This window comes from Psychrobacillus sp. PGGUH221, from assembly GCF_042055255.1.
Lineage (GTDB): Bacteria > Bacillota > Bacilli > Bacillales_A > Planococcaceae > Psychrobacillus.
Genome location: NZ_JAQMHQ010000006.1, coordinates 85,131 through 110,978 on the forward strand (window position 1 = coordinate 85,131; position 25,848 = coordinate 110,978).

Genomic DNA, 25,848 nt, shown 5'->3' on the forward strand with positions numbered 1-25,848 from the left:
TGCTCCTTTACAACTTATGATCATCTAAAAAGTCTTTACTAAAGCTTGTTTTCGATTCTAAAGAAGGATTCTTTTTTAATTTAATCCCTCTCTTGATCGTGTCTTTTCCGAACTTTTCCTGTAGCTGTTCAACTAGCTTCAAGATTGGTTCTTCTTTAGCATGTTCTTCAAAGTTGAAAATCGATAATTGTTCTACATAATCACCTTTATCATGTACATTATTCACTGTCACACCTAAAAGTCGTATAGCCTCCCCATTCCAAGTAGAGTGAAATAAGGACTTTGCTAACTGATATATCTCACGTTCTTCGAATATACGGTTCTGTACAGTTTTGCTTCTCGTCTTATTTTTCCAATCAGCATCGCGAATATGAATGTTAATAGACTGTCCAGCAAGATTTTTAGCTTCTAGTCGGGAAGCCACTTTTTTAGAGAGTTTCAAAATTACCTTGTTTAGCTCGTCCGGATTGGTTTCATCATAAGGTAGGGTAGTGGAATTGCCAACGCTTTTTGTATCAAAAACGGAAGTTGGATCTACATCGCGATTATCTACACCATTTGCTCTTTCCAAAAGTCGCAAACCAACTTTACCTAATCTTTCTTTAATAACTCCAGTTTCGATAGTCGCCAAATCACCAATGGTTTTAATGCCTAACTCTGCAAGTTTGTTTGACGTGCTTTCACCTACCCCATGCATTTCAATAACAGGTAGAGGCCATAGCTTTTCAGCAACTTCTCGTTTACGCAGAACGGTAATACCCATTGGCTTTTTCATATTAGAAGCAGTTTTTGCTAGAAATTTATTTGGAGCTATTCCGATTGAGCTAGGTAAATCCAATTCACTTACCAATCTATTTTGAATGGATTCTGCTAAACTTACTGCGTTTCCTGAAAGATTCAATTCACTTACATCCATATACCCTTCATCAATCGATACAGGTTCCACAAGAGGTGTATATGAACGTAATATATCAAACATAGCTTTAGAAGCAATACGATATCTTTCAAAGTTGGGAGGAAGTAAAATAATCTCCGGGCATTTACGTTTCGCTTCCCAAACGGACATCGTCGTGTAAACACCTTTAGCCCTTGCCTCATAAGAACAAGTTACAAGGATGCCTCTGCGTTCCTTTGGGTTTCCAGCAATTGCGATTGCTTTTCCTTTTAATGAGGGATCATACGCCTGTTCAACAGAAGCATAGAAACTATTCATATCTATATGAAAAATTATTCTATTTTTTCTCTTCAACTAAATACCCCCTTTAAGGAAAAAAAGGCAGCTATAATTAGCTACCTACTTCCTCTTTTTTTGCTGATTCTAAATAGGACTGAATATCTTTGATCCCGTCCAATGTTCGAACTAAAATGGATGGTTCAACAATTGTAATCATTCGATTTTCTAAATTTGCAACACCAGTAAAGTACTGTGTTTTTGTATAGTTTACTAAACCAATTTGCTTAATATCTTCTGATGGAATATCTAGTATTTCTTTGGCTTCCTTCACTAGAAGTCCAATGGACATATCTTGTGTATGCATCGTTATAACTCGTGAAGATTCAAAATCTGCACCATTACGATTATATAAAATTTGCTCAAAATCGATAATTGGCACAAGTTCGCCTCGGATTTTCATTAATCCAATTAAATAATTTGGTAAATGTGGTATTGGATTAATATGCTCTAATTTTTCAATAGAAATAACATGTTCAATAGGTACAGCATAATCTTCATTCCCACATTGAAAGACAACTACTTTCTCACTACTCAATAATAGACACCTCCTGTAAGAATTATTCTGCAGCTACTCTTACAATTTCGACAAGTAAATCTGCAAGCTTTTCTAGCTCTTCTACTGGCATACGCTCGTTAGTTGTATGAATTTCTTCATAACCAACCGACAGTATAACCGTTGGAATACCAAAACCAGCAATTACATTAGCGTCACTACCTCCGCCACTTCTCTTAATATCGGCAGTTCTTCCTATTCTTTCAACTGCTCGTTTCGCAACTTGTACTACATGATGATCTTCCTCAAAGTGGAATCCAGGATACATTAACTGGGTTTCAGTCTCAGCCAAACCACCGTTATTAGCTGCAATCTCAGCAAAAATTTGAACCATATGTGCTACTTGAACATCAAGTTTTTCTTTGTTGATGGAACGTGCCTCGGATAAAATGTGAACTTCATCACAAACGATATTAGTAGCTTGTCCACCTTCAAAACGCCCAATGTTAGCAGTGGTTTCTTCATCAATGCGACCTAGCTTCATTGCTGAAATTGCCTTGGAAGCTAGTGTGATTGCTGATATTCCTTTTTCTGGAGCTACTCCTGCATGTGCAGTTCTACCCTTTATAGTCGTCCAAAGCTTCGATTGAAACGGTGCTGCTGTTACGATACCACCGACAGTTCCATCGCTATCAATTGCATAGCCATATTTGGCTGTTATCATGGATGGATCCAATTCTTTTGCACCAACTAAACCGCTTTCTTCTCCAGCAGTAATAACTACTTGAATATCTCCGTGTGCGATGTTTTCCTCTTTTAATCGTTTGATTGCTTCAAATAGAGCAGCGATTCCTGCTTTGTCATCAGCCCCTAAAATCGTAGTTCCATCTGAATAGATATAGCCATCTTCTTTTAAAACTGGTTGAATTCCTTTACCAGGTACAACTGTATCCATATGAACGGTGAAATATATACTATCTACTTCTGATTTTTGACCTTTTAAAGTTGCTATTAAATTTCCTGCACCGTGTCCATTTCTAGTGTGGGCATCGTCTTGGACAACGGAAAATCCAAGTTTCTCTAATTTATCAATTAAAACAGGTGCTATAATTTCTTCGTGTTTTGTTTCTGAGTCAATTTTAACTAGTTCAAAAAATTCTTCTATTAAACGATTCATCTTGTATTTAGACTCCTTTATAATGGTATATTTCCATGCTTTTTCTTCGGTCTAGTTTCTTTTTTATTTCGCATCATTTCTAATGCTTGAATAAGTTTAATACGAGTTTCACGAGGATCAATTACATCATCTACCATTCCCATCGATGCCGCAACATATGGATTCGCAAATTTGGAACGATATTCCTCTATTTTCTCTGCGCGAACTTGTTCTGGATCTTTGCTATTTGCAATTTCCCTAGCAAAAATAATATTTGCTGCTCCCTGTGGCCCCATAACTGCAATTTCAGCATTTGGCCATGCATACACTACATCAGCACCAATTGATTTGGAGTTTAACGCAACATAAGCACCACCATAAGCTTTACGTAGAATAACTGTCATTTTCGGGACAGTTGCTTCTGAATAAGCAAAGAGTATTTTAGCACCGTGACGTATTATCCCACCATGCTCTTGTTTAATGCCTGGGAAAAACCCTGTCACATCTTCGAAGGTAATAATCGGAATATTAAATGCATCACAGAAACGAATAAAGCGTGCTGCTTTATCAGATGAATCTATATCCAGACCACCAGCCATTACTTTTGGTTGGTTACAAACAAGACCAACTACTTCCCCTTTAATACGAGCTAAACCGACTACGATATTTTTAGCAAATTCTTTTTGAACCTCTAAAAAAGAGTCAGTATCTACTACTTGCTCAATCACTTTTCGAATATCATATGGACGAATTGCTTCAAATGAGACGATATCAGCTAAATCAGGTCTGTCATCATTTTCACTAGTTACTTCCACTATTGCTGGTTTCTCTTCAAAATTTTGCGGTAAATAACTTAGAAGTAAACGGACACTTTCTAATACTTCTTCTTCCGTTTTCCCACGGAAATGCGCATTACCACTAATTGTATTATGTACTTTAGAACCTCCAAGATTTTCTGCTGAAATCTTTTCACCGGTAACCGTTTCAATCACTTTTGGCCCTGTAATAAACATTTGACTTGTTTCATCCGTCATGAAAACAAAGTCTGTAATTGCTGGAGAGTAAACTGCTCCACCTGCACACGGGCCAAGAATAACGGAAATTTGAGGGATTACACCAGAATAAATAGCATTCCGATAAAAGATTTGTCCATATCCATCTAAGGAAACAACACCTTCTTGAATACGAGCTCCACCTGAATCGTTTAGACCAATAAACGGCGCACCATTTTTTGCAGCTAAATCCATTACATTCGCAATTTTTAATGCATGCATTTCTCCGAGTGCCCCACCGAAAACAGTAAAGTCTTGGGAGAATAAATAAACTGGTCGACCATTAACTTTTCCATAGCCAGTAACTACCCCATCACCTGGGCCTTCCAGCTTGTCCATACCAAAATCAACCGTTCTGTGTTGTATAAAAGGATTTAACTCCACAAAAGAATCTTTATCAACGAGTAAGTCTATTCGTTCTCTTGCAGTGAGTTTCCCTTTTTCGTGTTGCTTTTTAATGCGAGCGTCTCCGCCACCTAATTCAATTTTTCGTTTGCGATCATATAAATCATTAATTTTATCATAAATATCCATATCTTTATTTCGCTCCCCCTGTTTTATCACATAATTCATATAAAACGCCACTTGAAGCTTTCGGATGTATAAAAGCTACTTGTGCCCCATGAGCACCGGCTTTAGGTGTTTCTTGAATAAGCCTTACCCCTTTTTCTTTTAGCTCATTTAAACGTTCTTGAATATTGGATACACCGAAAGCAATGTGATGTATTCCTTCTCCTTTTTTCTCAATAAAGGAATGAATTGTGCTTGTTTCATCTAATGGTTGAAGTAATTCTAGATTTACATTACCACTATCAATGAAAGCAACACGAACCTTTTCAGTAGGAACTTCTTCAATATGTAATAGTTTTAACCCCAGTGTTTCTGTATAATATGGTAGAGTTGCTTCTATACTCTTAACAGCAATACCAATATGATCTACTTTCTCCATTGTCTCACACCCCATATTTTGACTATATAATCTATTGTACATATTTCAATAAGAAAAGCGCAAGCGCATATGTTGCCCCGACAAGCAACGTTCTTCTGCTACGAGCTTTGCATAGGAACAAATGGTGAATGGTGAGGAGGCAGCTTATCAACCAACATTGCCTATTAAGATTTTACCTCGAGGTGCAATGTGCTGAAGACTGGACATTTACTAAATAGAAAAGTTTTGCCTTCTCATCGGTAAATTAAACGCTACCTCTTGTGATTTTTTTCGAATTTGTTAAAATATAAGTAATTGTAAAAGGAGAGAAGTTCATGCGTAATCAAACATTTCGTAAAATCGTAATCTATTTAATGATCTTTGCAATGGTCGCTTCATCACTACTTTTTGGATTAAGTTTTATCTTATAATGTTCATAAAAAAGAGCGGAGGCAATCAATTGCTCCGCTCTTTTCGATGACATTATTAAATTTCTTCGCAGTGCTCTTCAAACAATGCTTGAATATGAGTGATAACAGACATTGGATCATGTCCTTCTATTTCATGGCGGCCTACTTCAGCTACTGCCTGACCATCTTTTAATAAAACAAACGATGGAGAAGATGGTAAATGATCTTCACCAAATAGATTGCGGGCTTGTTGAGTTGCTAATTTATCTTGTCCTGCAAAAACTGTTACTAAATGATCCGGTCTTTTATCGTAATGAATTGCGTTTGCTGCTGCAGGACGAGCGATACCTCCAGCACATCCACAAACCGAATTCACCATAACTAGTGTTGTTCCTGGGCGCGCAAAAGCAGAATCAACTTCTTCTGGAGAAGTTAGTTGCTCATATCCGCTAGCTTCCATTTCTCCACGAGCCTGCTGAACCATATCATTCATTAATAAATTAAAATCCATCATATTCATATCAAAACACTCCTTTTCAATTAATTTTATATTAGCAGATTATTGCTTAGAATTCGAGGAAAATAACTCTTCAACTGCTTGCGAAACTGTTACTTGCCCATCCCTTACTAAACCTTCTAATTTAGCCATATTTTGTTTTTTATCGGTAGAAGAAAAAAAGTCATCATATAATCGATCCACAATCATTGTTTTAAACCAAGCGACTGTTTGTTCTTTTCTACGATTTTGCCAAACATAATTCGAAAGCATTTCTTTCTTAAACGTTTGGATGGTTTCCCAAACTGTTTCTAAGCCTGTTTTGTACAACGAAGAGACTGCTAAAGCTGGTGTCGTCCAGTTAGGTGAAGCTGGTGCTAAAAAATGCAGGATTTGTTTATATTCCGATACAGTCTTTTTAGCTAGTTTTTCATTTGACCCATCTGCCTTATTTACTACAATGGCATCAGCCAGCTCCATTATTCCTTTTTTCATCCCTTGCAACTCATCACCAGCACCAGTTAATGCAAGTAGTAAAAAGAAATCTACCATCCCTCGAACGATTGTCTCGCTTTGACCAACACCTACTGTTTCTACTAAAATTACATCGTATCCTGCAGCCTCACATATTAACATCGTTTCTCTAGATTTCTTATGAACCCCTCCCAATGTACCAGCAGATGGAGAAGGACGAATAAAGGCATTTGGATGTTTTGCAAGCTCTTCCATTCTAGTTTTATCTCCCAGTATACTACCTCCTGTCAAAGAGGAACTTGGATCAATAGCTAGCACGGCGACTTTATATCCTTGGTCACATAGCAATTTTCCAAAAGCTTCGATAAATGTACTCTTCCCTGCACCAGGCACACCTGTAATACCTATACGAATCGTATTTCCCGTATAGGGGAGTAGTTCTTTCAAAAGTTGTTGTCCTATTGTTTGTTGGTCAGCCACAGTGCTTTCAATGAGAGTAATCGTTTTTGCTAAATGTAATCTGGAGCCATTTAGAACTTCTTGAACATATTCTGCTTGATCTATGACAAATGGTTTCTTCTTTGAAAATTTTTTTACAGAAGCTTTTCCCATTCCATCGTGCTGTGACTTTATACCACCCATCACATGCATTGCCGATTGGTTTGTCTTATCCGTTTCAGCCATTAGCCCTCCACTTCCTCATAACCCAATCTTTTATAGATTTCTTCAATTACTTTTTGAGCAGCAACTGGAATTACAGTACCTGGTCCAAAAATAGCTGAAGCTCCGTTTTCACGTAAGAATGCATAGTCCTGTGCAGGTATTACGCCTCCTACTACGATCAATATATCTTCCCGACCAAGCTTAGCAAGTTCCTCTTTCAAAGCAGGAACTAACGTCATATGGCCAGCTGCCAATGAGCTAACGCCAACTACATGGACATCATTTTCAACTGCTTGTTGCGCAGTTTCAGCTGGAGTTTGAAATAAAGGACTAATATCTACATCAAATCCTAAATCAGCAAATGCAGTAGCTATAACTTTTGCACCTCGGTCATGTCCATCTTGACCCATTTTTGCGATTAAAATTCGAGGTCGTCTTCCTTCATTTTCTCGGAAATCTTCAGCCATTTGTTTAACAGCTTCAATTTCCTCGGCATCATTAAAGTTTGCACTATATACACCACTCACGGAACGGATCACCGCCTTATGTCTTCCTGCTACAACTTCTATGGCATCTGAAATTTCTCCAATTGTTGCACGATATCTAGCAGCAATTACCGCGGCAGCTAGCAAGTTATCGTTTCCAGTTCGAGCAGCTTCGGTTAATGCCAAAAGTGCCTCTTTTACAGCATTTTCGTCACGTTTTTCTTTTAACTGAGCAAGTCGTTCCATTTGCTTTTGGCGTACGACTGTATTATCAATGTTTAATATGTCGATTGCATCTTCTTGTTCTAATCTATATTTGTTAACGCCAATAATTATTTCTTTGGAAGAATCTATTTGTGCTTGCTTTTTTGCTGCTGCTTCTTCTATTTTCATTTTAGGGAGGCCAGTTTCAATAGCTTTTGCCATTCCACCAAGCTCTTCTATTTCTTCAATTAGTGCCCAAGCTTTCTCCATCAGTTCATTTGTCAATGTTTCTACATAGTAAGAACCGCCCCAAGGATCTATAACTTTGGTCATATTCGTTTCTTCTTGTAAGAATAGCTGAGTATTACGCGCTATTCGTGCTGAGAAATCAGTCGGAAGTGCAATCGCTTCATCTAATGCATTCGTGTGTAGGGACTGTGTATGTCCCATTGCTGCAGCATTTGCTTCTACTAATGTTCTTGTTACATTATTAAATGGATCTTGTTCAGTTAAACTCCATCCAGAAGTCTGAGAATGTGTACGTAATGCTAAAGATTTCGGGTTTTTCGGATCAAAACTCGACATCATTTGTGCCCAAATTCTACGGGCTGCTCGCATTTTTGCCACTTCCATAAAATAATTCATCCCAATAGCCCAAAAGAATGAGAGTCTAGGTGCGAAAGCATCAATGTCTATTCCTGCATTCAGGCCCGTTCTTACATACTCCAAACCATCAGCTAAAGTATAGGCAAGTTCAATATCCGCAGTAGCTCCCGCCTCTTGCATATGATAACCAGAAATAGAAATGGAATTGAACTTTGGCATGTTTTTAGCAGTGTAAGAAAAGATATCTGCAATTATTTTCATCGACATTTCAGGTGTATAAATGTATGTGTTACGAACCATATATTCTTTTAAAATGTCATTTTGAATTGTGCCTGCAAGTTGTTCTGGTGTTACCCCTTGCTCCTCTGCTGTTACGATATAAAAAGCTAATATTGGCAGTACTGCACCATTCATTGTCATAGAAACAGACATCTGATCAAGCGGAATTCCGTCAAACAATATCTTCATATCTTCTACTGAATCTATAGCAACCCCAGCTTTCCCAACGTCACCTGTTACTCGATCATGGTCAGAATCATAACCGCGATGCGTAGCCAAATCAAATGCAACTGATAATCCTTTTTGCCCCATTGCCAAGTTACGTCTATAAAAAGCGTTACTTTCTTCTGCTGTAGAAAACCCTGCATATTGGCGTACTGTCCATGGTTTCGCTACATACATCGTTGGATAAGGTCCACGTGTATTCGGAGCTATCCCCGGAAGATCTTGAATGTGCACTAAGTTTTCTATATCTGATTCATTATAAGTTTGTTTTAATTCAATACCTTCGTTCGTCAAAAAGTATATTGATTCATTTTTAAATTGCTTCGTTGTTCTTTCTAGAACTTTTACGATGTTCACATCTGAGTATTTAGGCATTTTCATGTGAAACCTCCTGTTTAGCAAGTGCTAACAATTCATTACCTTTTTCCAGTAGTGATTGTCCAGCATAAATTCTTCCAAAGAGTCCTACTTCTAACCAATCTTCATATTCTTCAAATTTTCCTGCAACATCGATAGGAACAGATAACTTCTCGTTTAATAATGCTGGAACTAGACCAGTAGTTTGCTCATCGTTTCCTACAAATACAACATAATCTATGTTCTGTTCATCAATCCACTGTTGCAAATCGAATGGTTTTAAGTTTTCCGGTGCTATCAAAGGTGAAATACCAATTGCTATTAAAAATCCACTTACAAAATCCATTCGAGCTTTGTATTCCTTGAGGATTCCGTATGGGATAATTGCTGTTTTCAAACTGTTTTGAAGGAAAGCTTTTCTCAATAATTCGAAAGGCTCTGCTAGGCGTAAATAATCCGTAGGTTTAATTGGATTTTCCAATGAATCATCTGGATTAGCATACACGTTTGTTCCAATGAGAGATTTTTTGCGAGTAGATAAGTTTTCTATTTGCTGATTCCATTTAGCCTCCGCTCTTTCTTTTAACTTTTGATTTCTTTCATTTAATGTATCTTCAGACATTAGCTCTAAGAAATATGCCCAGCTTTTTTCTACTAGTTCATGCGTAAGCTTTTCTATATAGTAAGAGCCTCCTGAAGCATCTAATACTCGATTAATGTGAGTCTCTTCTTTTAGAACTAATTGCATATTACGTGCAATACGTTTTGACGTTGATTTTGCTCCAGTCAAATAATCATGTGGATAAGTGGTAATACTGTCTGAACCTCCAAGAACTGCAGAAAGTGCACTATTTCCTACCCGAAGAATGTTCACATTAGAATCTAATGCCGAAAATGAACGTAGAGAAGTTTCGGAATGAATAGGAATCGGATCGATATCTAAAATTCCATGTGCTTCTCCAAAGGCTTTCCAAAGAATACGAAATGCACGAAGTTTTGCAATTTCCATAAAGAAATTTGTATCCACAGAAAATTGGACAAAAGCTTTTTCGCTAAGTTTATCTATGTCTATTGAGGCTACAAATGTATCTGCTTGTACTAGAACACTCGCAAGCTCACTTATAGCATCTCCACCTTGTTTGTGAACAGTAGAGGCATCCAAAAAATAAGTTCGAGCATTTGGAAAATCTTTTTCTTTTCCATCTGCACCTTTAATCATTCCATTTAAATCAGTAAAGTTATGTAAAAAAGATGGATTACTCGTAACATCGAGTAAAACAGTATGTTCCTTAAACAAGAGCTTTAGTTCCTCTAGTTCTGAACCTTCCCAACTATGTTGAGTATCTACTGTATAAAAAATTATTTCATTACCCTTTGAGATCGATTCTTTCAGGTCCTCTAGTATCTCCTTACTCGTATTACCTGTAACTGCTTGTGCAATCAGCCAGTCAGAGGAAATCTTAGAATCTCTTATTATAGAAGTTTGATTTGAAGGAATATTAGTTAAATCAGCTAAAGTATAAAGCGGTTTCAAAATGATATCTTCCAACGTTTTAGTTGATAAAGATTCAAATGGTTTATTTTTTAATGTTTTAATTGCTGCTTGTTCCCAATCCGTAATTGTAGCAGGATTAAATGTAGTTTCTTTCATTTTTTGTATTGTCATATAATCGCTTACGCTTCCCCCTTTGCAATCTAAACATTGCTATATATATTTTAACTGACTACCAGGGCATTATAAAGAAGAACTTCCTTAGTGATCACAAAACAGCTCTTCTCTATAGAAGAGCTGAAGTAAATCACTCGATTGTTCCTGTACTTTTTAATGCGACATCAACAGTTACATCAAAAGGTAATGTGGGATAAGCCTCTTCCCACTTTTTAAATGTATCTTTATGGTTAAGCTGCATTGTTCTATACCTCAGGCCAAAACCAAAAGGATCTAGGTTTTCTTTTTGAAGAGTAGTAAATAATTTCTCTAGTTCCTTTTTTATTTCTTTCGCAGCCAATTTATTATAGTTGTCTAAATTTTTTAGAGATAAATTTTTATTTGACTGGCTTATTACACCAGACATTTTAACATTAATCTTAATAGATGTAGGTTGTCCATTTTCCTTCATTATTTTATATTTCATCTTAGTGGAACGCATATTTAATACTAAATTTAACCCGTCAGTAGTTATTTTAAAACTATATCCAGATATACTGTTTGCAAGTGAATTGAAATCTCTTGTAAAGCTTGACGACAATTCTAATGGCTTAGTTTGTTCTTTTACTATCATTGATTTATTTACTATTAGTTGAGTACCTGTTTCGTTTGCTTCTACTACTGGCAAAATTGAATCAACACCTTTTCCAAAAAAATCCCTTCTAAATTCATAAAGATATGTTGAAACAATGTATGGACTTTCATTGCCAGTATTACCGAAAAATTTTATAAGTGGAGATGCTACCGGAGCTTCCCCTTTTGGCTCTGTTCGAAGAATTTCTTCTGCAGTAGGTTTAGCTGCCGCTATCCAAGCGATGAATTGTATATCACCTCTTCTAACTAAATAGTCCATAAAATCCTTTAATTCCTCTTCTAAGAGTGACTCATTTATTAATATTATTTTTGCGTGTCCAAACTCTAAAACTTTATCAGTATGTGTTTCTAATATTCGAATAGCTTCTTCTAGATTTTCACCATCATGAACTAAATATTGATAGCTTGGTTCTTTTTCTTGTTTGATTTGAGAAACAGGAATAGCTAATTTTAGGGTGATTCTATATTTACCATTTTCTTTCTCGGAAGGGTCAATTCCAATCCCAGTTACAAATATTCGATTATCAATATCTTTAAAGCCGCAGCCTGAAAGAAAGATTGTAACGACAAATATTATTGCTAGAAATTTTATATGTGCCATTAAGAATTTGACCTCCGTTTAGCAAATAGCAAAATACTGATTAATATGACATAAAAAATTGGTAAAGTGTTATAAAAATAACTGGAGTATTTAAATAATTGATATTCACTTATTTGTCGCGTGGAAATGATTCCCATCACACCAAATAAAAAAACAAATAAATAGGATGTAAGGTTCTTGCTTTTCCATTTTAACTTTTTAAAATGAAATATACTCTCAAACAATTTAAGAGAAACATGCCAGTGTATCAATAGGCTGATAAATGCAACCCCTAAAAATACAATGACAAACACGAAAATCACTCGTTCAATTATTCCATATCTCAAACGTATAGAATCACTAGTAGATACCCAAGGAAAGTTAAGATTTTCGATTTGTTCGAAGCCATTAAAACCAATTGGAATGAAATACGTTGTAAATAAACTAAAAATACCTATCAAGCCTAAAAATATTATTTGTTTTATGCCAATTCTTTGGGTGATATTCATAAACTTGTTAAAAATTATTATATTCACAGCCCCTATAAAAACATATGTAGACGCTGAAAAAGCAGTATAACTTGGTTCTTTATTGATGTTCATGATAGCTACTTTTACAAAATCCCATTCTAACTGAGGATCTGAATAAGCTTTTATTAACAAAATGAAAATGACAGGTAAAAATAAGACCAATACTAGCTCAGTTGTATAAAGAACGCTTTTTTCTTTCATTAACACACCAAAAGAGGCAATCAATATGAATGCAAGAGTGGTAATTGTGATGGAAGTTTCAAATGACAAAAACGTATTGAACAAAAACACATAAGTAATAAGTGTTATGAGACCTGCTAAATACCAAGAAACAGCAAAATAAAATAATACTGGATAATAAACCCATTTAGAAGTTCTTTGCTTTAATATTTCAGGTAAAGTCATACTAGGAAAATAGCTAAACAAGTTAATTACTACAGTTGTTAGGATAACTCCAGCGATGACCGCCATAATCATGGAGATTATTACTCCATTTTTACTCTCACTCATTAAAATTTTAGGTACAGAGGCTATGATATTCGTAACCATTGTGACAATAATTAAGTAATAGAGATAGCGGCTCATCCTGTTGTTTTCACCTCTTTTTCCTTCTTCTCACTCTTCCAATTCATTTTTAAGTAAGGTTCTCCAAAACTTCTTTTGTTTGTCAAGAACATTAATATCCCAAGAGAGCCTAACATTAACCCTATAGTTCCAAAAAACGTTGTAAAAATAAGCAACATATATCTGCAGATTCTAATAGAAAAACTCATTTCACTAATTGGAATGACAAAGCTCGTAATAGCAACAGCAGACACAATAATAATCATTATGTTAGAGGTTAATGCAGCTTCTGTAGCAGCAGTACCTAAGATTAATCCACCAACCGTTGTAGCAGTTGCACTAATAGCTTTAGGCAACCGTATACTTGCCTCAACAAGAAACTCCATAAATATAAGCATTAATAATACCTCAATAAAAGACGGATAAGGTATCCCAATTCTACTCCCTGCAACTGTCAGTGCTAATTCGGTCCTCAAAATGTCAGGAGTATAAGACGTCACTGCTACATACAAGGCAGGCAAAATTAGGCAAGCAATCAAACCAATATATCGGAGAATCGAAGTAAACGTAGTTATCCAAAAAGTATGATAATTATCTTCCATTGAAAGCATAAAATCGAAAAATACTACTGGTGCTATTAAAGCGTGAGGACTCCCATTTACCAAAAGAACAACTTTACCCGCAGCAAGATTATAGGATATCCGATCAGGCCGCTCCGTTAAAATGAGTGTTGGAAAAAGGGAAATCTTTGAACCATTTAGGTGTAGCTGTAAATCTCCTGCGGATTGAATAAGAGATACATCTATGCCTTTTAATCTTTTTTGAATATTTTGTAGGACCGATTGATTTACTGTCTTTTCATCATAAATAATTGCTACCGGTTGATGAGATTTATCCTTTAATTGATGTAATTCAAACTTTAAGGAAGGCTCGTGATAACGATGTCTGATAATGTTCAGATTTGTTTCTATATCCTCACTTAGAGCTAATTGTGGACCATAAACAGTTGGCTCCATTAATGTTTGTTGTACAACATTCGAATTAACAAATTTAATATCTAAAAGATAAAAATTATCCTGAATTGCAACTAAAACATGTCCTTTCGTTATTTCAATCATTAGTTCTTCCCCTGATTTCATTTCAATTAAGTCAGGTAAAGATTTAATATACGAATTATAATTTGTACATGATTTAATCTCAAAAAAAGGTTTAATGATCATTTCATGTAGTTTAATTCCATTGACAACTGTTTTTAAATAGAAAATGTATACTATATTTCCTTCCATTTGCAAAGGTATTAACATAATATCAATGGAAGGACTAAACTTATCTGATAACTGCTTCATTAACTCTGGCGGATTCGTTTTCTCATTTGTATTCAATTTATACACCTCAATTAATGAGAATCTGTAATACGTATAGGTTATCCGAAAGAACAAAATCCTATCCAAGTTATGAAATTTATTAAAGCAATAAATAGTAAGAAATCGTCGATTTCCGTTTCAGGCGCTACGCTTTCCACGGGCACGGCCTTCTCCCTAGCTCCTGCGCAAGCTCGTCGCAGAAAAAACGTTGCTCCTGCGCAAGCTCGTCGCAGAAAAAACGCTGCTCCTGCGCAAGCTCGTCGCAGAAAAAACGTTGCTCCTGCGCGAGCTCGTCGCAGAAAAAAATTGCTCCTGCGCGAGCTCGTCGCAAAAAAAAACGTTGCTCCTGCGCAAGCTCGTCGCAGAAAAAAATTGCTCCTGCGCAAGCTCGTCGCAAAAATTAATTTCGATACGCTCAGTCCGGGTGCTTCGGCTCGTGCTGTTGCCGTAGGAGTCTTTGCGCATTACACTCCAATCGACTAGTGTTGGCTAATTTAAAAAGTGTTGAGTTTCTAAATCTTCTAATACGTTGAGGTGTTGAATATCATTCTGACTAAAAACCAAATTAATGAACGTGAACAATTTGAAAAACGAAGCTGATTCAACGACACATTTGGGAAGGTTATGTGGAGGAAGCGGAACATCTACGTATTATGTGGAAGTTAAAGAGATATATGCTAAACGCAAAGAAACAATTGAACGAACGCGTCTTTGCTAATGTGAAAGAAAAGCATGGTATGCGTTGGACAACCTTACAGACCCTTAAAAAATTGTCAATGCAAGCGATGCTTACTTTTGTGCGATGAATTTGAAAAAGCTCGCCACTTTGATATGGCAAGCTGCCTAATGCGAGTTGAAAACGTCTCGTAGAGACGACTCACACATAAAATTCAGGGGAAATTTGCAACTTAAACCTTCAAAATTGACAAAGTACCCCGAAAGAACTCTCGGGGTACTTTGTCTACAGTCTGAACCCACTTCGAAAGAAATGGGTTAGTAATATAGTTCTTAACTAATATAATTCAAGTTTTTTTCATAAATAACCCTGCGTATACTAACAGAGTTCCAAACATAATTAAAATGCCAATATATACAGACATCATGGTAGGTATTAAAAACGCCCCTATGATTATTGTGGAACGGGCAATCAGATCTGCACCGCTAAAAGAAAAGTTCGTGAACGCAGAATAAGAACCTCTTTTGTCTGATGGAATCATATTCGCTTGCTCAGCGTTTCTAACTGGAGAATAGATTAATTCTCCCATAGTCGCTATCAAATTAAACAAGATTAGCACATAAAAGGTATTAGCTGAAGTAACTGTTACATAACCGATACCATATATGATCAAGCCAATCAATAAAACGTTTTTATTACTAAACTTATCCGTTAGTTTATTGATCAGAAACGTAAAACATACGACAAGAAGCATATTCTCAATATTAAGTATGCTTAACATTCGAACACCAGCAATTTCAAAGTTTCCTATATGTACAGTTTCAAACGTCTCTGCTAATCGAACACCTATATAACTGTTTAACGAAAACTCCGCTGCAAAAATGAACATGGATCCTATAACTACTTTCACAAAGGGTCTGTCTTGAAAAGCAACTTTGTAGTTTTGAATTAAATCCAAAAACACATTTTGATGCTGCTTTTCTCTTCTAATGGTATGTTCATCAATTAACCAAATTTGATAAGCAATTGGTAATATCGTTGAAGTAATCGTTAGCAATACAAATAATTCTATTTGATGATGCAAATATAACAAACCGCCTAATGCAGCACCTATAGCCATTGATAAATTTACGAGCCAGTAATCGAGTGCATACACCTCTTTTCTGTTTTCAGGAGTGGTCGAATCGATAATTATCGCGTGCATCGCTGGACGTCCAAGGCTACTTGTCACTATGTATAATGTGTAAGCAAAGGCAAAAATCGAAATGATGTTGTCTCCAGGATATAAACTAATTGTCATCAACAAAAAAAGGAATGCACTTATAGATGAAGTTAGTACTAATACTCTTTTTCGTGGAAAACGATCCGAAATATAGCCCCCGATAAGATTCACAAAAAAACTAATGATTACAGTAAAAACTAGAAAAAGTCCTGCCCATACCTTATTCATTTCTTGTGCAAAAAATAGTGCCATAAAAGGCATTACTGCGGAGGATACCGCGCGATTAAAAAATGAAGTAATGAGACGAACCTTAATATTTTGCGGATAGTTCTTCCAACCCATATTGTCCCCCTCCTCTGTCTTTAGTATATTAAACTAGACTAAGAAAAATAAAAACGGACAAATTATTAATCTATGTCCACTTTAATAGGAGTATAGAATGGATAAGAATTTATTAAAGCTTTGGCATTCAGTGTCTTCAGGACCAATAAAACAAGAAGAATTAGCAGATGTCCTCCAATTAAGCACAAAACAAACCACACGTAATATACAGAAATGGTCTAAAGAAGGATGGCTCACTTATACTTCTGGACGTGGACGTGGCAAGGTATCTAACCTACAATGGCTAAAAGATGTGGAAAGTATTTTTGAAGAACATGCTTTGAAGATCATTGATGAGGAAGCTGTTGATATAAGTAGCAAATATTTGTTATTCGAATGGTCATTGGAAAGTAAACTGCGGTTAATGAATAAATTTCGGTCAAATTTCGGTTATGTTCAAAATACAAATGATAAACTTGTCGTCCCAAGAAAATTTCCATTTTTAACAAAGCATCCTCTTGAAGCTGCTGATGTACATAGCGCAAATATTGTCGCAACAATTTATAACCGATTAGTTTTTGTGGATGAAGAAGGAATTGTATACCCGGAACTAGCTCATAGCTGGGACATAGGTGAAACTAAGCTTCGAATATATTTAAAAAAAGATATTAAATTCCATGATGGTTCCATATTAACTGCAGAAGATGTTACAGACTGTTTGGAAAGGATACGAAAGCATGATTGTTATAAAGATTTGTGGGAGCCAGTACAAAAAATTGTTGTAGCTGCTCCATTAGTTGTAGATATACATTTTCCGAGAGGTTGCAGCTATTGTTTACAAATGCTCGGTACAATGAATGCTAGTATTTATAAAGAAATCAAAGGAAACTTAATAGGGACTGGTTGCTTTTATCTCGAGGAGAACAATGATCACAAAACAAAATTAGTCGCGTTTAAAGAGTTTTACGGAGAAAGACCTTTATTAGACATAATTGAGTTTGTCCAATTACCAGTCGGATTTGAGATAGTGTATCGTTCTTCAACAGAAAATCAGCCTACATTTCAAGTGGAAAGTGATTCTGGCTTTGGATTGGTTGTCATGAATGTAAACCGTAACTCTGCTATTCAAAGAAAAGAAGTACGTGATTATTTACATTTTATAATCGCAAAGTATAGACATTCAATTGGTAAAGTGGATCAGAGAATTCTACCTAATCCTCATGGTTGCCTTATTGGTCATAGTAAGAAATACATGTTGTCAGAAGTGGAACGCCCATCATTTTCAGAACCACTTATAATAAAGTTAGTAAATTACACGGAAAATACTACTAATTGGTTGAAAACTATATTTGAAAGAGAAGGAGTTCCAGTTCATATAAAATGGGTCTCTTTTAAAGATACGATAGCAAATAATGTGAAGAACGAAGAAGTAGATCTCTTTATTCATGGTGAAGTTTTTGAAATGAATCAAAACTTTTCATTCTTTTATTTCTTAAGAAATGGTTTTTCTCCATTAGCATCTGTTTTGAAAGAAAATAATAAATGGATGGACTATTTAGAGGAATACGTAAACACTCCATTTGAAGAGTGGACATCATTAAATTTAAAGGTAGAGAAAGCATTGATTGACGAATCTATTTTTGTTCCACTTTATTATGCGAAACGTCAAATTCCTTTCTCCGTAGATTTAATGAATATTAATATAAAACATTTTGGGTATGTAGACTTTTCAAAGCTTTGGGTTAGACCTACTTGTAATTAAATTTATAGCACCGAATTTTCGGTGCTATATACAATATTTTTGGGGAAGTTACTTTTTAAAGTGCCTGACACATTTAATTTCTTAACTCGAAGTTTATAAGTACCCTTAAATCATCAATGACTATATCTGCTTTTTCTAATTCAATCGATTGAGCAAAATCAAAATTCACTCCTATAGAAACTAACCCGTTGTCCTTGGCTGCGTTAATATCCGATAAACGGTCACCAACAACTGATCCAGTACTAATATTATTTTCCTGTAGTACCTTCTTTACTAAATCAGATTTATGTCCTGAAGGTATTGACTGAATACTGTATATCTTTTTAATATACTTGTCTAATGTATATGTATGAACAATTGCTTGTAAGTAATCTTCTTGTCCATTGCTAGCTATGTAGAGATTATACTTCTTACTTAACAATTCCAGCACCATCTCCGAATAAGGATATAATGAACCCTTTCCTTTTTTAATTAATTCAATTAACTTTTCTTGGAAGAACTCATTGCTTTTTTCTCTTATCTCAATAGAGTGGTTTGGACATAATGTTTTCCAAACCTCTGGTAACGGCACACCCATAATTTCACGATACTTATTAATAGGTGTTTCTCCAGTCCATAAATTTTCCTTTCTTAGCATATTAAACGTTTTTTCTAATGCAGGCTCTAAAATTAAATTAGTTCGAAATAATGTACCATCCATATCAAATATAATTGCTTGCTCCATACACACCCACCTTTTAAATATAAGACGATTAGCAAAAGATTAAGTTCTTAGAAAAAATATTTTTCATAAAAAAGGACCAATAAATGATCCTTTTTCCTCACTCATCCATGTATATATTACTCAGTTATATATGTTTAATAACTGCCATTTCTTTTCCAAATCTATCACCATGATCAATAAATCCCAAACTGGCATACAAATTATGTGCCCCCAAATTTTCTGGATGATAACCAACTACGATTTTCTTTACATTTGGTAATTTAGCCATCTCATTAATCATTAGCATAGTTGCAGCTTTACCAATACCTTGACCCTGGAATTGCTTATCCACCATTATTCTATATACCCAATGTCCCTCAAGTTCTTCTGGAACAGAGTTATACATTAAAAAACCAACAACTTTTTCTTCTAAGTAAATACCATATAGCACTAATGTAGGTTCGAACTTAGACTGAGCTATAGATATGGCATTTGGTTCAATATAATTTCTTTGTTCTTCTGAAATCTCTAATTGACAACATTCATACCAGTTATCTTCATTTAATTCTACCAATCTTACATTCTTTGTTCTCATAAAACTTCCCCTTTTTTGTTTTGGGGAAACGCGTGTATTTTAAAAAAGCGTAATCCCCTTAATGTCATTTACAATATAAAGTCTTTTGTTTACCATAATGAACGCCCCCCTAGCAATAATACCTATCAACAAAATATAAGAATAATTGAATTTTTAGGCAAAATAAATTATACCATACTATTCCAAAATTAATTTCTCCCTAACAGTTATATTATGTAAATTCAGGACAAACTCGTTGTTTTGTTGCTTGTTCAAAAGCATAAGCAAGCTTTATTAATACGCCCTCACTAAATGCGGTACCTGCAAAAGTTACACCAAATGGTCTTCCACTATCTATGTAGCCAGCAGGAACTGCTATAGATGGATAGCCAGCTTTAGCACTTATTGTTGATCCTATATAAGATGGAAAAAGAATTGCTTCAAGGTTATATTTTTTTAAAGTATAGTCGATTCCCATCTCCTGTGAAAAATACAAATCTTCTAATTTTGCATTTAAATATTCAGGGTTTCTTAATGTGTTTGGCAGGCTTTCTCTAAATTCCAACTTATTTTGCCCATACTTTAATGTTTTCTGCTCATTTTGTTTATTGAATTGAATTAATTCGGTATCTGAATGGACTGGTATGTAGTGTGGAAGCTGTGATAAATAATTTCCTAAACTATGCTTCAGTTCATATATAGGAACTCCCCAACTCCAATCCCTTTTAAAAGAAGGAATTTCGATATTTTCAACAATTTCTGCTCCTTCTTCGTTTAATGTCTGAATAACTTTTAAAAACAGTTTTTCATCGTATTCCCCTGATGTATAAAAATCTTCAAATGCATTGTTAAATACTCCGATTCTTGCTCCTTTCAATCCTTTAGAATCTAGGAATACAGTATAATCATGCTTTGAAATACCTTCACTTTTAAGCGAAGCTGCATCCAATTTATCGACTCCTGTCATGGCACCCAATAAAATTGCTGCATCCGTAACTGATCTTGCAAAAGGTCCTGCAGTATCTTGAGAATATGTAAATGGTACGATTCCTGTTCGACTAATTAATCCAACTGTAGGTTTAATTCCAACTACTGAATTTTGAATGGCAGGACTGAGTATAGAAGCATCTGTCTCAGTACCAACAGATACTACCGTAAAATTGGAAGCAACCGCCACAGCAGAACCCGAGCTAGAACCACCGACAAATAGATCACTCCCATATGGATTTAATACTTGTCCACCTCTAGAACTATAACCTGCCCACATAGTAGAGGACATTCCATTAGCCAATTCAGTCATATTTGATTTACCTAAAATAATTGCACCTGATACGCGTAGTTTTTCAACAAGAAATGCGTCATGCTTACTAAGATGATTTTCTAAAGCGAGTGTTCCGGCACTTGTATGCATGAAATCATTTGTTTCAATATTGTCTTTAAGCAATACAGGTATTCCATGTAAAAGCCCTCTAGCTCCTTTTGTCTTTCTTTCATGATCAAGTGCTTCGGCTATAAAAATAGCATCTGGATTTATCTCAAGGACAGAATTTATCATCGGACCTTCTTGGTCAAACTTCGCTATTCTATCAAGGTAATACATAACTAACTCTTTGGAGGTTATTTCCCCTTCTTCTAATGCATCCTGTATTTCATGTATCGTTAATTCCTCTTTAAAAAAATGTTTGAACTTGATTTTCATTTAGATCCCCTTAAATTTTTCTAAATTTTTTTGCTATGCATTCGTTAAAAACTTCCACAACTAAAATGATTCATAAAATACGAATATGTGAGTTCAACAGGTTTAATCAATATTAACCGTGTCCAATAGCTCTACATCCACATTTTCTGTATCATTCCAACTATGAAACCTCTCTAAATGCCATTTATCCAATTGTCTTTCATACCCGTTTGCTTCCATCCAAGAATGTAAACGTTCGTAAGCATCTCTGATTTTAAGGTTTGGTCCCTTATGTCTCCACACAATATATTTTTGAGGTGGAACAGTTAAAGTAACCATCCCTTCTGGAATCTCCTCATACTCTTTAACCTGCATACATACCCAGTAGCCATCTTGATTTTCGGAAAGACTATCAACAACAAATGCTCCAAATTGTACAAATGGATTTAGAACATTTTTAATCTCACTTAATCGTTCATTTAGATGGTTAGCTACCTTGGGTATTTCGTTTACATATTGAGTACCCTCACATAATATACGAAAGCCAACTAACTTAATTTCATCAAGGCATTCAATAGATGGATTCTGTAAGAATTGTTTTGTCATAAATTTTCCCCCTTATCTATTAACACTCTTTATAAACTTCTATAAACACTAGAAATATTCCTGTTCATGAAGTAAAACTAAAATTTTTAACCGCTATTTCTTCGCGGAAACATCATCGTATTCAGAGCTTAGAAAAGGGTATATATCGAGAACATTTTACACTTATAAAAAATCCTATTTACAAGTTAAATTTATAGGAGTATTATTACTTGCAGTTTCATATTTCTAATTCGCTTAATTCAATAGAAACGGGGGAACCATTTGTGGCATTTATGCCGCGTGGGGTGAATCCTATGAATGTAGGTAGGGCTACTCTATTGGCCCAAATCCGACAGCTAACCTCGTAAGCGTTCTGAGAGAGGAATTGGAGCTAGTGAGAATGAAATAATGTCCACTAGGCTATTACCTATGCCTTGTGGACTTTTTTTGTACTTATTTTTCATTTTGTAATGTTATGTAATGAAAAGATTTTCGAGTTTTGTTTCTAAATTTACTCTTTGGGGAGTGTTCGCATGCGTGGAATGAAAAAGAAAAGAATTGTAGTATCACCTCCTGTTATTATTGCTGGAAGTTTCTTATTTTTAATAATGATTGGGACACTCTGTTTAAAGCTCCCCTTTGCTACAACGACGTATATATCATGGACGGATGCGTTATTTGTAGCAACGTCAGCAACTACAGTTACTGGGCTCAGTGTTTTTGACCCTGGTACTACGCTCACTTTGTTTGGGGAAATTGTATTAATGATTTTAATACAATGTGGCGGTATCGGCTTGATGACATTTGCAGTAGCTATACTAATTCTTCTTAAAAAGAAAATTGGGCTACAAAATCGTATTTATATGCAAGAATCTTTTAATCAAGAGTCAATAGGTGGCATTATCAAATTAGTTAAGCTGATATTATCATTTGTTTTATCGGTTCAACTTTTTGCAATAATCATATTGAGCATACACTGGATTCCTACTTTTGGCTTTAAGGATGCCGTGTATATAAGTATTTTCCATGTTATTTCTGCCTTTAATAATGCAGGTTTTTCCTTATTTCCAGATAACTTAATCGGATTTGCAAATGATCCTATTGTGAATATTGTGATAACAGCTCTTTTTATAATTGGTGGAATCGGTTTTACCGTTTTATATGATATTCATCAGAAAAAATCATTCAAGGAATGGTCGCTTCATACGAAAATGATGATTATCGGCACAATTATCATTAATGTTGTAGCTGTCTGCATAGTTTTCATACTCGAATATGATAATCCAGCAACTCTCGGCAATATACCTTTATATGAGAAAGTGATGGTTTCCTACTTTCAAGGCGTATCCCCTCGTACTGCAGGGTTTAATACGTTAAATTATGGTGATATGGAAGATCCTACAATTCTTTTGACGATGGTCTTAATGTTTATTGGTGCTGGAAGTGCATCAACAGCTTCGGGGATAAAGCTAACAACTTTTATTGTTATTATTCTTGCTACACTGGCATTCTTGCGTCAACGTGAAGAACCAGAATTATTTGGACGATCTATTCGTCTCGATATAGTAATACGATCTTTAGCGATTGCAACAATTGGGTTATTCATCGTCCTTTCATTTATCTTTTTGTTAACCATTACCGAAAATATTCCCTTCCTTCCACTTGCGTTTGAAGTGGTGTCAGCTTTCGGCACTGTTGGATTGTCAATGGGGATAACAGCTCAACTAAGCGACATAGGTGAAGTCCTTTTATGTATGGTTATGTTCGTAGGAAGAATTGGTCCATTAACTTTATTTTTCTTGCTGATGAAACCCAAAAAGGTTCATTATCGCTATCCATATGACCAAGTATTTACTGGATAAATTACCTTTTAGGTTACTATATATATCATGTTAGTCCCTATTAACTTTGTGATTGCGAATAATCAAATAACATTTTTTAGATGTCGACATATGAAAAGAGGAGGTAACAAAATGCCAAAACAAGAGAAACTATTTGCTGTTATTGGATTAGGAAGATTTGGAGGAAGTGTATGTAGAGAGTTATATACGCTTGGTCATGAAGTGTTGGCAATAGATCGTGACCTAGACAGAGTTGAAAACTTTATACAGTATTCAACCCATGCAATTCATGGAAACTCCACAGATGAGGCTTTTCTTAAGTCGATCGGGATAAGGAATTTTGACCATGTTGTAGTAGCAATCGGAGAGAATATTCAAGATAGTGTACTCACGACTCTCAATTTAAAGGAATTTGGGGTCCATACCGTATGGGTCAAAGCCCAAAATACGTACCATCAAAAGGTTTTAGAGAAAATTGGAGCCGATCGTGTTATACATCCTGAAGTGGAAATGGGAATTCGAACTGCTCAATCTATGTCCTCGGATCGATTATTAGATTATATTAACTTGTCCAAAGAATATAGTGTAGTAGAACTTCGAGCTACAAATCAAATACATAATCGATCATTGCTTGATTTAGATGTACGGGCAAAATTCGGCATTACAATTCTAGCAATTATTAGAAATGAACAAATTAACGTTTCTCCATTACCTACTGATATTATTCGAGAAAACGACGTACTAGTTGCAATGGGAAATAATAATGACTTAAAACGCTTTGAAGAAAAGATGTTGTAAACTATATTAATCGAAAAATTTAAAGAGATGATGAGCTTTGTTCTAATGAAAAATTCAGCAGCTCCCTTAAAATTTTATGCACTGTCTTCTTCAACTAAAACATTCTTTAGTTGAAGAAGACAGAACTGTTCTGTCAAAAGCCGAATGCTATCAACTAAACTATATTCTTCATTACTGAGGGACTATTAGTTTTTTATCATTTTATACTATAAGAATTAATCTATTATTACACTTTTTTGAAATTTACTATGACCGTCTTCTATCCCCACTAGTTCAAAGCCATTGCTCTTATAAAAATTATTTAGTTTTACATTGTCAGCAACACAATCTAGTTTTATACATTCTATATCTCTTCTAATATTCTTTTGAATCCACTCTAAAATACTAGATCCTATTCCTTTTTTCATATAATTGGGCTGGATTGCGAGTCTATGTAAATATAGCGAAGTTGATGTTTGATCATCCCCCCAAATATTCCTATCCCATTCACTTTGTTTGGATAGAAGTGTGAATGTTGCTACGATTTCATCATCTTTTAAAACAATATATGTGTTTCGATTATTTATGTCTTGCTCAATTTCTTTATCTTCACCGCTATCTAACAGAAATCTCCATTGGTTAATTTCTTTTTTTTTCAGCCATAGAGCAACTTGCTTTAACATGTCAATAAGAGTCATGCATTTATCGTTAGTAGCAATTATTATTTTAAAATCTTCCAAGTTATCGTACTGCATTTAATACCTCCTATAATACATTAATGTTTGCTTTCATTTATAAAAGTATTGGCAAGTATATCTCTACCTTCTCTTCATAATTTTCATTTTGATGATATGTTTCAACAATATAAGATTCTAAATCCCTTTGAAATCCTTGTTCATCTGCCCATTTTAATAATTCTTTATGTAGTTTTCCAATATCAGAAATTTTACCTCTCACATTAACGTAGTCCTGTGTAGTTTCAATATATTCCATACCGGTTGGAACTTCATTTAGAGTACCATTAACAATTAACCCCACATAATACTGACCCTCTAGATGGTTATCATTTCTTTTTGGTTCATATAGTGCAATTTCAGTTTCTGAACTATTTTTTATTTCATATGCTCGTCTCAAAAATTGCTGTGCAAACTTGGGAACCTCAGTCTCATAATCAGCAAAAACACCACTATTTTTCATACCTACTACTTTAAAATTCTTTTTTATCTGTTTGAACTCCATTTCCTCTTAGCCCCCTAATTGTATTTACAAACAACAATCCCAAGCACCTTTAATTCTTCTATCATGCA

At 35.1% G+C, this 25,848-nt stretch carries 23 protein-coding genes, 1 pseudogene and 1 riboswitch; of the genes and pseudogenes, 5 read left to right on the forward strand and 19 right to left on the reverse strand.

From position 1 onward, the window contains the following. Window positions 1–7: 7 nt before the first annotated feature. From PGC35_RS11365 to mce, 5 genes are read right to left on the reverse strand one after another with little or no spacing between them, the layout of a single operon-like run. A complete protein-coding gene (locus tag PGC35_RS11365; protein ID WP_375219266.1) occupies window positions 8–1,249 on the reverse strand; it encodes a DNA polymerase IV in 1,242 nt (413 codons plus the stop codon). Window positions 1,250–1,286: 37 nt separating this feature from the next. After that, a complete protein-coding gene (locus PGC35_RS11370) occupies window positions 1,287–1,769 on the reverse strand; it encodes a chemotaxis protein CheW (protein WP_375219267.1) in 483 nt (160 codons plus the stop codon). A gap of 22 nt (window positions 1,770–1,791) precedes the next feature. Beyond that, window positions 1,792–2,904, reverse strand: a complete 1,113-nt coding sequence (locus PGC35_RS11375) for a M20/M25/M40 family metallo-hydrolase (RefSeq protein WP_375219268.1) — start codon at window positions 2,902–2,904, stop codon at window positions 1,792–1,794. A gap of 17 nt (window positions 2,905–2,921) precedes the next feature. Continuing rightward, window positions 2,922–4,469 (reverse strand): acyl-CoA carboxylase subunit beta, encoded by a 1,548-nt coding sequence (locus PGC35_RS11380; protein WP_375219269.1) that lies wholly within the window; start codon window positions 4,467–4,469, stop codon window positions 2,922–2,924. Window positions 4,470–4,473: 4 nt separating this feature from the next. Next, the gene (gene mce, locus PGC35_RS11385; protein WP_053588954.1) at window positions 4,474–4,884 is read right to left on the reverse strand and encodes a methylmalonyl-CoA epimerase; all 411 of its coding nucleotides are present in this window, start codon (window positions 4,882–4,884) and stop codon (window positions 4,474–4,476) included. A gap of 314 nt (window positions 4,885–5,198) precedes the next feature. On the opposite strand from mce, the gene prli42 reads away from it, so the two are divergent. After that, window positions 5,199–5,294 (forward strand): stressosome-associated protein Prli42, encoded by a 96-nt coding sequence (prli42, locus tag PGC35_RS11390; RefSeq protein ID WP_156316738.1) that lies wholly within the window; start codon window positions 5,199–5,201, stop codon window positions 5,292–5,294. A gap of 55 nt (window positions 5,295–5,349) precedes the next feature. On the opposite strand, the gene PGC35_RS11395 is transcribed toward prli42, so the two are convergent. From PGC35_RS11395 to PGC35_RS11425, 7 genes are all read right to left on the reverse strand, one after another. Next, complete coding sequence (locus PGC35_RS11395) at window positions 5,350–5,793, reverse strand: BrxA/BrxB family bacilliredoxin (protein WP_053588953.1); 444 nt, start codon at window positions 5,791–5,793, stop codon at window positions 5,350–5,352. A 39-nt stretch (window positions 5,794–5,832) separates the two neighbouring features. Then, a complete protein-coding gene (gene meaB / locus PGC35_RS11400) occupies window positions 5,833–6,927 on the reverse strand; it encodes a methylmalonyl Co-A mutase-associated GTPase MeaB (RefSeq protein ID WP_375219270.1) in 1,095 nt (364 codons plus the stop codon). Then, on the reverse strand, window positions 6,927–9,086 hold the full coding sequence (gene scpA / locus PGC35_RS11405; protein WP_375219271.1) for a methylmalonyl-CoA mutase: 2,160 nt from the start codon (window positions 9,084–9,086) through the stop codon (window positions 6,927–6,929). The genes meaB and scpA overlap by 1 nt, the downstream gene beginning before the upstream one ends. Next, window positions 9,073–10,728, reverse strand: a complete 1,656-nt coding sequence (locus PGC35_RS11410; protein ID WP_375219272.1) for a methylmalonyl-CoA mutase family protein — start codon at window positions 10,726–10,728, stop codon at window positions 9,073–9,075. The genes scpA and PGC35_RS11410 overlap by 14 nt, the downstream gene beginning before the upstream one ends. 133 nt (window positions 10,729–10,861) lie before the next feature. Further along, entirely contained in the window at window positions 10,862–11,965 is a 1,104-nt protein-coding gene (locus PGC35_RS11415) for a Ger(x)C family spore germination protein (RefSeq protein WP_375219273.1), read from the reverse strand. Continuing rightward, window positions 11,965–13,059: a GerAB/ArcD/ProY family transporter gene (locus PGC35_RS11420; protein ID WP_375219274.1), complete on the reverse strand. Its 1,095-nt coding sequence runs from the start codon at window positions 13,057–13,059 to the stop codon at window positions 11,965–11,967. The genes PGC35_RS11415 and PGC35_RS11420 overlap by 1 nt, the downstream gene beginning before the upstream one ends. After that, a complete protein-coding gene (locus tag PGC35_RS11425) occupies window positions 13,056–14,420 on the reverse strand; it encodes a spore germination protein (RefSeq protein ID WP_375219275.1) in 1,365 nt (454 codons plus the stop codon). The genes PGC35_RS11420 and PGC35_RS11425 overlap by 4 nt, the downstream gene beginning before the upstream one ends. 575 nt (window positions 14,421–14,995) lie before the next feature. Between PGC35_RS11425 and PGC35_RS11430 the strand changes: the two are divergent. Then, window positions 14,996–15,249 (forward strand): annotated as a pseudogene (locus PGC35_RS11430) (transposase); the annotation flags it as partial. 175 nt (window positions 15,250–15,424) lie between these two features. Here the strand turns inward: PGC35_RS11430 and PGC35_RS11435 are convergent. Further along, window positions 15,425–16,642: an MDR family MFS transporter gene (locus tag PGC35_RS11435; protein WP_375219277.1), complete on the reverse strand. Its 1,218-nt coding sequence runs from the start codon at window positions 16,640–16,642 to the stop codon at window positions 15,425–15,427. A gap of 97 nt (window positions 16,643–16,739) precedes the next feature. Between PGC35_RS11435 and PGC35_RS11440 the strand changes: the two genes are divergently transcribed. Then, complete coding sequence (locus PGC35_RS11440) at window positions 16,740–18,383, forward strand: ABC transporter substrate-binding protein (protein WP_375219278.1); 1,644 nt, start codon at window positions 16,740–16,742, stop codon at window positions 18,381–18,383. A gap of 73 nt (window positions 18,384–18,456) precedes the next feature. Here PGC35_RS11440 and PGC35_RS11445 read toward each other — a convergent pair whose 3' ends face one another. The 4 genes from PGC35_RS11445 to PGC35_RS11460 form a co-directional block, all read right to left on the reverse strand. Next, window positions 18,457–19,107 (reverse strand): HAD hydrolase-like protein, encoded by a 651-nt coding sequence (locus PGC35_RS11445; RefSeq protein ID WP_375219279.1) that lies wholly within the window; start codon window positions 19,105–19,107, stop codon window positions 18,457–18,459. A 124-nt stretch (window positions 19,108–19,231) separates the two neighbouring features. Beyond that, window positions 19,232–19,681: a GNAT family N-acetyltransferase gene (locus PGC35_RS11450; RefSeq protein WP_375219280.1), complete on the reverse strand. Its 450-nt coding sequence runs from the start codon at window positions 19,679–19,681 to the stop codon at window positions 19,232–19,234. A gap of 211 nt (window positions 19,682–19,892) precedes the next feature. Next, on the reverse strand, window positions 19,893–21,359 hold the full coding sequence (locus tag PGC35_RS11455) for an amidase family protein (RefSeq protein WP_375219281.1): 1,467 nt from the start codon (window positions 21,357–21,359) through the stop codon (window positions 19,893–19,895). A gap of 102 nt (window positions 21,360–21,461) precedes the next feature. Further along, entirely contained in the window at window positions 21,462–21,944 is a 483-nt protein-coding gene (locus PGC35_RS11460) for a GyrI-like domain-containing protein (RefSeq protein WP_375219282.1), read from the reverse strand. 221 nt (window positions 21,945–22,165) lie between these two features. Continuing rightward, window positions 22,166–22,310: riboswitch (cyclic di-AMP (ydaO/yuaA leader) on the forward strand. 146 nt (window positions 22,311–22,456) lie between these two features. On the opposite strand from PGC35_RS11460, the gene PGC35_RS11465 reads away from it, so the two are divergent. Both PGC35_RS11465 and PGC35_RS11470 read left to right on the forward strand, forming a co-directional pair. After that, window positions 22,457–23,785: a TrkH family potassium uptake protein gene (locus PGC35_RS11465; RefSeq protein WP_375219283.1), complete on the forward strand. Its 1,329-nt coding sequence runs from the start codon at window positions 22,457–22,459 to the stop codon at window positions 23,783–23,785. Between the two features lie 111 nt (window positions 23,786–23,896). Continuing rightward, on the forward strand, window positions 23,897–24,562 hold the full coding sequence (locus PGC35_RS11470) for a potassium channel family protein (RefSeq protein ID WP_375219284.1): 666 nt from the start codon (window positions 23,897–23,899) through the stop codon (window positions 24,560–24,562). Between the two features lie 215 nt (window positions 24,563–24,777). Here PGC35_RS11470 and PGC35_RS11475 read toward each other — a convergent pair whose 3' ends face one another. Continuing rightward, entirely contained in the window at window positions 24,778–25,296 is a 519-nt protein-coding gene (locus tag PGC35_RS11475) for a GNAT family N-acetyltransferase (RefSeq protein WP_375219285.1), read from the reverse strand. Between the two features lie 37 nt (window positions 25,297–25,333). After that, a complete protein-coding gene (locus PGC35_RS11480; RefSeq protein WP_375219286.1) occupies window positions 25,334–25,780 on the reverse strand; it encodes a GyrI-like domain-containing protein in 447 nt (148 codons plus the stop codon). Window positions 25,781–25,848: the final 68 nt, after the last annotated feature.